Origin of the sequence: Streptomyces xiaopingdaonensis (assembly GCF_000262345.1) — a bacterium.
In the GTDB taxonomy this organism is placed as follows: domain Bacteria; phylum Actinomycetota; class Actinomycetes; order Streptomycetales; family Streptomycetaceae; genus Streptomyces; species Streptomyces xiaopingdaonensis.
Genome location: NZ_AJTQ01000135.1, coordinates 1 through 8,751 on the forward strand (window position 1 = coordinate 1; position 8,751 = coordinate 8,751).

At 73.6% G+C, this 8,751-nt stretch carries 8 protein-coding genes and 1 riboswitch; of the genes, 2 read left to right on the top strand and 6 right to left on the bottom strand.

Translation table 11 applies throughout. The annotated features are described in order from the left end of the window. The 5 genes from UWG_RS0110860 to UWG_RS0110880 form a co-directional block, all read right to left on the bottom strand. The coding region (locus UWG_RS0110860) for a magnesium chelatase ATPase subunit I (protein ID WP_016907233.1) at positions 1-1,333 on the bottom strand (1,333 nt) is incomplete at its 3' end. A gap of 50 nt (positions 1,334-1,383) precedes the next feature. Beyond that, positions 1,384-2,934: a cobyric acid synthase gene (locus tag UWG_RS0110865; RefSeq protein ID WP_016907234.1), complete on the bottom strand. Its 1,551-nt coding sequence runs from the start codon at positions 2,932-2,934 to the stop codon at positions 1,384-1,386. Then, on the bottom strand, positions 2,931-3,935 hold the full coding sequence (locus UWG_RS0110870; protein WP_016907235.1) for a cobalamin biosynthesis protein: 1,005 nt from the start codon (positions 3,933-3,935) through the stop codon (positions 2,931-2,933). Before UWG_RS0110870 ends, UWG_RS0110865 begins: the two co-directional genes overlap by 4 nt. 144 nt (positions 3,936-4,079) lie before the next feature. Beyond that, a riboswitch (cobalamin riboswitch) is annotated at positions 4,080-4,281 on the bottom strand. Positions 4,282-4,424: 143 nt separating this feature from the next. After that, positions 4,425-4,637, bottom strand: coding sequence for a hypothetical protein (locus UWG_RS0110875; RefSeq protein WP_016907236.1), 213 nt, complete (start codon positions 4,635-4,637; stop codon positions 4,425-4,427). 16 nt (positions 4,638-4,653) lie between these two features. Continuing rightward, positions 4,654-6,009 (bottom strand): inorganic phosphate transporter, encoded by a 1,356-nt coding sequence (locus UWG_RS0110880; protein ID WP_016907237.1) that lies wholly within the window; start codon positions 6,007-6,009, stop codon positions 4,654-4,656. A gap of 433 nt (positions 6,010-6,442) precedes the next feature. On the opposite strand from UWG_RS0110880, the gene UWG_RS0110885 reads away from it, so the two are divergent. Beyond that, positions 6,443-7,318, top strand: a complete 876-nt coding sequence (locus UWG_RS0110885; RefSeq protein WP_016907238.1) for a hypothetical protein — start codon at positions 6,443-6,445, stop codon at positions 7,316-7,318. Positions 7,319-7,435: 117 nt separating this feature from the next. Here UWG_RS0110885 and UWG_RS0110890 read toward each other — a convergent pair whose 3' ends face one another. Continuing rightward, a complete protein-coding gene (locus tag UWG_RS0110890; protein ID WP_016907239.1) occupies positions 7,436-8,254 on the bottom strand; it encodes a class I SAM-dependent methyltransferase in 819 nt (272 codons plus the stop codon). Between the two features lie 146 nt (positions 8,255-8,400). Between UWG_RS0110890 and UWG_RS0110895 the strand changes: the two genes are divergently transcribed. After that, the coding region (locus UWG_RS0110895; RefSeq protein ID WP_016907240.1) for a class II aldolase/adducin family protein at positions 8,401-8,751 on the top strand (351 nt) is incomplete at its 3' end.

Consider the following 8,751-nt stretch of genomic DNA (forward strand, 5'->3'; position numbering starts at 1 on the left):
CGCGGAACGGGGCGGCGACGGGGGCCGGTTGCTGCTCGCCGCCGGCGCCGGGCCTCGCGGGGGTGCCCTCGTCGGAGTGCTCTCCGTCCGCGGGCTCCGCTTCGGCCTCCGGCTGCTCGGCAGGCGCCTCCTGCTCCGGGGCCTCCTGGCGGGGCGCCGACTCGCTCTCGCCCGTGGGCTGTTGGGGGAGTTCGGGGGGTTCGGCCCCGGTGCCGTCCTGCGCCGCCTCTCCCTGCGGCTGCTCGGCGGGCGGCTCCGCGCCGCCGCCCGGGCCGTCGTCGTCGGGCCCGTCGTCGGGGGCCTCGGCGCCTGCCTCGTCGAGGACTTCGTCGAGCTTCTCCTCGTCGAGCCCGGGTGCGTCGAACGGGTTGCGGCGGCGCCGGTGGGGGAGTGCGAGGAGGGCGGCCTGGCGGACGTCCTCGGCGGCGACGTCCGTCCTGCCCGCCCAGGCGGCGAGCGCGGTCGCGGTGCGTGCCATCACCAGGTCGGCGCGCATGCCGTCGACTTCGAAGGCCGCGCAGACGGCCGCGATCCGGTGGAGCGCGCCGTCGCCGAGCCGCACCTGCGGCAGCAGGTCACGTGCGAGCGCGATCCGCTCGCGCAACTCCTGCTCGCCCGCGCTCCATCGGGCGGCGAAACCGCCCGGATCCTCGTCGTACGCGAGCCGCCTGCGCACCACCTCGACCCGCTCCGCCGTCTCCCGCGAGGCGCGCACCTCGACGGTGAGCCCGAACCTGTCGAGCAACTGCGGCCGCAGCTCGCCCTCTTCGGGGTTCATCGTGCCGACGAGCAGGAACTTCGCCTCGTGCCGCACCGACACCCCCTCGCGTTCGACGTGCGAGGCGCCCATCGCGGCGGCGTCCAGGAGGAGGTCGACGAGGTGGTCGTGGAGGAGGTTGACCTCGTCGACGTAGAGCACGCCCCGGTGCGCCTCGGCGAGCAGCCCCGGCTCGAACGCCTTCACCCCCTCGGCGAGCGCGCGCTCGATGTCGAGCGCGCCGACGAGCCGGTCCTCCGAGGCGCCGACGGGCAGCTCGACCATCCGCGCCGCCCGCTCCTCGGCCTCGGGCACGGTGTGCGGACCGTCGGGGCACTGCGGGTCGGGCCGCTGCGGGTCGCAGGAGAACCGGCAGCCCGGCACCGTGCGCACGGGCGGCAGCAGGGCCGAAAGCGCCCGTACGGCCGTCGACTTGGCCGTCCCCTTCTCACCGCGGACGAGTACGCCGCCGACCGCGGGCGAGACCGCGTTGAGGACGAGCGCCAGGCGCAGGTCGTCCATGCCGACGAGTGCGGAGAACGGGTAGGCGCCGTGGGCGCTCCCCGGGGTGTCCATAGCTGATGACCCTCCGATTCGGGTTGGTGCTGCGGGCGGCGCTTCCCGGTTCACGGGGCGCCCGGCGGGACGAAGTCGAGCCCCGGTGGCGGGCCCTCCTCGACGAGGCGGAGCAGCGCGTCCGTGTCGAGGTGCTCCTCCACCAGGTCGCCGAGCAGGTCGAGTTCGGCCTCGCGGAGCGCGGCGAAGCTCGTCGAAGGGGCGGGTGTGAAGTCGCGGCCCGTCACGCCTGCGACCTCGCGGAGGAGCGCGCGGCGGAAGGCGTCGCACTCCAGGGCGCCGTGCCAGTGCGTACCGCTCACCGAACCGACGCGGCATCCGTCGATCGCCCGCCCCTCGGCGTCGACGGTGAAGGGTTCGCCGTCGTCGACCTCCGCGACGCCGTGGTGGATCTCGTACCCTTCCAGCGGCTCCCCGAGCGCGAACCCGTGCGGGCGCGCCAGGGTCTTCTCCGCCGCGAAACGCACCCGGACCGGGAGCAGCCCCAGCCCGTCGACGGTGCCGGCGCGGGACTCCACATCGTCCTCGATGCGCTCGCCGAGGAGCTGGTAGCCGCCGCAGATCCCCAGCACGGGCCGGCCCGCGGCCGCGCGCTTCCGAAGCGCGCCGTCGAGCCCCCTGGCGCGCAGCCACTCCAGCGCGCGGACCGTGCCGCGGGTGCCGGGGACCACCACCAGGTCCGCGTCGTCGAGCTCCTCCGGCCGCTCGGCGTACCGGACGGCGACGCCCGGTTCCGCGCCGAGCGCGTCGACGTCGGTGAAGTTCGACATCAGCGGAACGGCGAGGACGGCGACGCGCAACACCTCGCTTCCGTACGGCGGTTGCACGGCGGAGCGGCCGCGGCCGAGCGAGAGTCCGTCCTCCGCGTCGATGCCGATACCCTCGCGGTGGGGGAGCACCCCCAGCGTGGGCCGCCCGGTGAGCTTCTCCAACATCGCGAGTCCTGGCGCCAAGAGCCCCCGGTCCCCGCGGAACTTGTTGACGACGTACCCGGCGAGGTGGGCCTGGTCCTCGGGCGCCAGCAGCGCCGTCGTACCGAAGAACGAGGCGAAGACGCCGCCCCTGTCGATGTCGCCCACGACCACGGCGGGCAGTCCGGCCGCCCGCGCGAGTCCCATGTTGACGAGGTCGGTGCCGCGCAGGTTGATCTCGGCGGGGCTGCCCGCACCCTCGCAGATCACCGCGTCGTGGGTGCGCCGCAGCTCCTCCAGGCACGCGACGACGGTGCCGAGGAGCTCGCCCCGCCCCCGGAACGCAGGACGGTCGGGCGCGGCCTCCCCTTCGGCGAAGTAGCCGCGTGCGCTGAGTTCGCCCACCGGCCGCCCCAGCAGCACCACTTGGCTGCTGCGCTCCCCGCCCGGCTTCAGCAGCACCGGGTTCATCAGCGCGGACGGCTCGACGCCTGCCGCCGCCGCCTGCATCGCCTGCGCCCTGCCGATCTCCGCACCGTCGGCCGTGACGAACGAGTTGAGGGACATGTTCTGCGCCTTGAACGGCGCGACGTTCCACCCGCGCCGCCGCAGCCACCGGCAGATCCCCGCCGTGACCACGCTCTTGCCCGCGTCCGAGGTGGTGCCGAGCACCAGCAGCCCGCCGCTCACCGGCCCTCCCCGCGACGAAGGGCGCCCGCGGCGAGGCGAGCGGAGACGACGAGACCGAGCGAGACGAACGCGACCGCCCGCGAGAGCCGCACCGCACGGGGTATGTCCGACGGTTCGACGGCGCGGCCCGGCGCGTTGAGCACCGGGCGGTGCTCGGTGCGGCCTCCGTACGAGAGCGTCCCGCCGAGTCGCACACCGAGCGCACCGGCGAACGCGGCTTCCACGGGGCCCGCGTTGGGGCTCGGGTGCCGGTGCGCATCGCGCCGCCAGGCGCGGAGCGCGGCCCGCGGCTCCGGGCCCGCGAGCGCCGCCGCAGCGGCCGTGAGCCGGGCGCCGGGGAAGCCGGCGGCGTCGTCGAGGCGGGCCGAGGCCCAGCCGAACCGGCGGAACCTGGGCGAGCGGTGGCCGACCATGGCGTCGAGCGTGTTGACGGCGCGGAAGCCGACGAGTCCCGGAAGCCCGGCGGCAGCCCCCCACACCAGGGCGCCGACGACCGCGTCCGACGTGTTCTCCGCGACCGACTCGACGACGGCGCGGGCGAGGCCGTCGGCGTCGAGCGCCTGCGGGTCGCGTCCGCACAGGTGCGGGAGGCGGGCGCGGGCCCCGTCGAGGTCACCGTGCCCGAGCGCTTCGCCGACAGCCTGCGCCTCGGCCGCAAGTCCCGTTCCGCCGAGGACGCTCCAGGCGGCAGCGGCCGTGAGTCCGGCGGTCGCCGGAGCGCCCGCACGGCGTGCGAGGCGCGCGAGCGCCGCCGCGGCCGCTGCGGCGCCGCCGGCGCAGAGCACCGTGTAGGCGGCGCCCGCGGCGCGGTCGTCGCGCCACAGCCGTGCCTCCAGCGCGGCGGCGGTGCGGCCGAAGGCGGCGACGGGGTGGGCCCTCCGCGGGTCGCCGAAGGCGAGGTCGGCGGCGAAACCGAGGACGAGCCCCGCGAGTTCGGGGCGCGCCCCGATACGGAAGTGATCCCCTGCGCGTGCGGGCGCGGGGGACGGCGGACGCGGCATGCTCAGTCCGCCGCCTCGCCGGCGCGCGCCGGCCCGCGGGGTGCGGTGGTCCGTCGGCGGGGGCGGGTCGCGCCCGGGGCGCCGCGGCGTACGGCGGAGAAGCCACGCATGGCAGGTGTCCTCACTCAGGGTCCTCGCCCTGGCTCGACGTGACCGGCGGTGGAAGTCTCCTGGCTCCCCGGCTCTGCACGCCTTCCCCGCCTTCCGGCCGGCACCGTCGCGGTGGTCGGCCGTGGCTTCCTGGGGGGACGCTCCCCGGTGACAGTGGCGGGACCGCGCCGGATTCGCACCGGCTTCCTCCCTGCCGCCGTTTCGGCAACGGCAGTTCACCACGCGGGGGTGAACCCGTCAACTCGCACATGACCTGCGACGGCGCGGAGCGGGCAGACACGCCGCGGGGCCGGCGGAGCACTGCTCCACCGGCCCCGCGGCGTCCTCCGTACGGGTACGATCGCGAACCGGGCGCCCGCGCAGGGGAGTTGGCGCGAGTCAGGCGGCGATCAGCCAGATACCGAAGGCGACGGCCCCCGCGCACAGCGCGTAGCAGGCGTACGCGCCGACCCGCGCCGGAGTGTGCACGCTGCCGTCGGCCCTGCGCGTACTGCCGCCGACGATCCCGACGGTGAAGAGTCCGACGAGCACCACGGTCGCCAGCAGGCTGACACCGAAGACCTCGCCGAGCGCGCCCCAGTCGATGTGCATGGTCCTGCCTTCCTGTTCAGGGGAGCAGCGGTGCCGAACCGGCCCGCTGCGGCGTCTCGGCACCGGTCTCGGCCGCGCGCACGGCCGCGGGCGGCTGCTCCGGGGCGCCGTCGACCGCGGCCAACGCCTCCTGCGTGGCGGCGGTTTCGGCCTCGCCGCTCTGTGCGGCGCCTGCGGGCGGCGGTGCGACCGAGCGCATCGCGGTGGTCACGACGCCGGCCGGCTCCGGCTCGGGGAGCGCGGCGCCGGGGCTCGGCTCGTCGAAGACGGAGTCGTCGTTGACGTTGGTGTGGTCGACGGGCTCGCGGCGCGAACGGGCCCAGATGCCGAGGCAGATGACGAGCGCGAGGACCGCGACGGTGGCGACGCCCCAGTCGCCCTGCCCGGCGAGGAGCGCCGAACCCGCGGCGACGAGTCCGGCCGCCGGCAGCGTCAGCCCCCAGCCGACGACCATCCGCCCCGCCGTCGACCAGCGCACCACGCCGCCCTTGCGCCCGAGGCCCGCACCCATCACGGCGCCCGAGCAGACGTGCGTCGTGGAGAGCGAGAAGCCGATGTGCGAGGAGGCGAGGATCGTCGCCGCCGCGCTGGTCTGGGCGGCGAAGCCCTGCGGCGGCTGGATGTCGGTGATGCCCTTGCCCATGGTGCGGATGATGCGCCAGCCGCCGAGGTAGGTGCCGAGCGCGATGGCGATGCCGGCCGACGCGATGACCCACACCGGCGGGTCCGAACCGGGCGCGAGGGCGCCGCCCGTGACGAGCGCGAGCGTGATGACGCCCATCGTCTTCTGCGCGTCGTTGGTGCCGTGCGCGAGCGAGACGAGCGCAGCCGAGGTGATCTGCCCCGCGCGGTAGCCCTTGAAGGTCTGCTGCTCGTCCGCGTTCCTCGCCACGCGGTAGGTGAGCCTCGTCGAGAGGGTCGCCGCGATGCCCGCGACGAGCGGTGCCGTCAGCGCGGGTATGAGCACCTTCATCACGACGACCCCGCCGTTGACCGCGCCCATGCCGACGGACGCGACCGTGGCGCCGATCAGACCGCCCATCAGGGCGTGCGAGGAGCTGGAGGGAAGTCCGGCGAGCCAGGTCAGCAGGTTCCAGATGACCGCGCCCACCAGCCCGGCGAAGATCACTTCAGGTCGGACGCCGGCGCTTTCGTCGATGATCCCGGAAGAGATGGTCTTGGCGACCTCGATCGAGAGGAAGGCGCCGACCAGGTTGAGCACGGCCGACATGCCCACCGCCACTTTGGGCTTGAGCGCCCCGGTGGAGATGGTCGTTGCCATGGCGTTGGCCGTGTCGTGGAAACCGTTCGTGAAGTCGAACACCAAGGCCGTGACGATCACGATCCCGATGAGAAGCGTGATGTGTTCCATGCACCAGGCACAATCAGTTCGAAGGGCAGTGACAGGCCGAACGTAGGGACGGTGGGTGAACGGAAGGTGAACTGGGCCCAGCGCCCGGGTGTCCAGCGCCCCCGGTCTTCGGAATGCCGAGTCATACACCGCTGACCTGCACATCCGCAGCCGACTCCACCCCCGTGTGTAACGTGCGTCACACCGTTCCTGCGGCCCCGCGCGCCCCGCGTTCCCCTCTGTTCACCACCGGGCTCCGGTACCGGCGACGGGCGGCGGGTTCGGCCGTCGCTGCCGCGCGTACGTGCACGTGTCGGCGTCGTGCGCGCCGAGGTGTACGTCCGACGCCCGCGCTCGTCGCTCCCGTCCGCCAACCGGGCTCACAATGGGGGGAGTTGCCCACTGTCCGGGAGCGAGGATGCGCCGAGCGGATGCTCACGTCGTAGGCCCTGAGATGTTCGCCCAGGTGGGGCTCGGCATCCTGGCGCTGGTCGTACTGTTCGTTGTTGGGGTCGTCTTGGTCGCCCTCCGCGATGATGCGCGGAAGCGCACGTCGCAGCGGCTCGCTCGGGAAGCCGCGGTCAGGCGGCGCGTGCAGCATGAGGAGGAGCTGCGTCGTGACCGCGAGGCACTGTCCGCGCTGCCGAGAAAACCGGTCCCGGATCGCCGGAGGCCGGATCCCGAGCTGATCCTCGATCACGTCTTGCGGGAATTCCGAAGGAAGCCGAAGGACTCCTCGTCCATCGACATGGTGATGAGGACTCCGGAGTGGGCCCGCCTCGAACCATCGGAGATCCGGCACGCATGGAACAGGGCGGTCAGCGAGGGTTTGGCCCTCTACGACGACAACGCACAGCGCTGGCGGCTCACCCGTCGCGGACACCGGATTTTCGAAGAGTTCGCTGGAGACAGGAAGCGTATGGACGAGGCAGAGCAGAAGCGGAACCAGCCGTCCGTCACCATCGACGCCCGCGGAGCTGGCAACGTGGCGCACACGGTCCACGGCGACATGCTCGGCGGCACGGTGAACAACGCGACATCGGGTAGGTCCACATCGGCGGAAGTGGACTTGCCGACTGTACTCGCGCTGCTGGAGCAGGTGCGAGCGGCACTTGCCGATGCTGAAGGGCTGTCGGGCCACGCTCGCACCCGGGCCTTGGCCGATCTCGACGAAGTCGACCGCGAGCTGCGCGTCCCCGGAGAAGAGCGGGAGCCAGGCCGGATTCAGACGGCTCTGGAGCGTCTTCGCACCACGTTCGTCGGCGTGGAGGGGCTGCTCGAAGCCGTGAACCGGATCTGGGACCACCTTCGCGCCTGGCTGCCGGGGTAGGAAGCGACCGCCCCCGTACCGGTTCGTCCGGACTGCCCGAAGGCGGGTCACAACTCCCGGGCGCGCAAGTGACGTCGGCGCCCCGAGGCCCGCCCTGCGCAATCGCCCCGCCCCAACCTACCGACGCCCCACCCCTTCCCCGGCCGACGTCGCATGCGTGAGCCGCATCTTCGACTGGCGGTGCGGGAGTTGCTCCCAGTCCGACATGAACTCCGCGGCGAGCCCGTGGCGTTCGGCGAGCGCGGCGAGCGTCTCGGTGCGGTAGTAGAAGTCCTCGCGGAGCACGTGGTGTTCGCGTCCTGTCGTCCGGTCGAAGGTGAAGTCGAAGCGGCCGCCGGGGGCGAGGACGCGGCCGACGTGGGCGAAGCACTCTTCGATCACCGACAGCGGCGAGTGCGAGAAGACGCTGTGCGCCTGGACCACCGTGAAGTGCCCGGCCGGCAGGAAGTCGAAGGTGAGGTCGCCGGTGACGGCGAGATGCGGCAGCCGGTCCTGCAGCCCGTACCGGACGAGCGTCCGCTTCGCGGCGACGAGGATGTCGGGCGAGATGTCGACCCCGTAGTAGTTCCCGGGCTCCAGGTACGCGATGAACCGCCAGCCGGCGCGCAGGTTGCCGCAGCCGATGTCGAGCATCCGGTCCTGCGGGGTGAGCCCGTGCGCACGCAGGTAGTCGAACTGCATCCGGCCAACGCGCAGCCAGACCTCCTCGCCGTCGTGCCCGCCCACCGCGCCCTCCGGACTCCGCGCGGCATCCGATGCCATCACCGCGCGGTAGTACGAGACGTGGTCGCGGTGGCGGGCCCGCAGCCAGGCGTCCCGCGCGGCCCGCCGCAGATGAGTGGGGACGCGCTCGGGGTGGCGCAGTACGAAACCGGCCTTGTGCAGCAGCGTGCCGCGGCGCGTGGGCAGGCCGTACGGCAGGCGTGATCGGGCCATGGGCCCTCCTCGGGTGGTCACCGGAACCGTCCGTGTCCGCAACGTAGCACCGTGTGACGGAGCCCGCCCTTCCACGAAGTACGGCGGCGGACCCCCGGCCCCGCGCCGGGGACGCGCGGGATAGCCTGCCGAAGGAGGTGTACGAAATGGAAGAAGCCTGGCGCCAGTTGGTGGCCACGGCCCGGCGCACGGTCGAGGACGGCCTCGTCGTCGGCACGTCGGGGAACGTCTCGTGCCGGGTCGGTGACACCGTCCTCGTGACGCCGAGCGGCGTCACCTACGACCGCCTCGACGACGGCGACCTCTGCGCCGTCGACCTGGAAGGCGAAGTGACGGCGGGCACCGCGGTGCCGACGAGCGAACTGCCGATGCACCTGGCGATCTACCGCACCACCGCCGCCCGCGCGGTGGTCCACACGCACGCGGTCCACGCCACCGCCGCCTCCACCCTCGTCGACGAGCTGCCGCCGATCCACTACATGGCGGCCGCCCTCGGC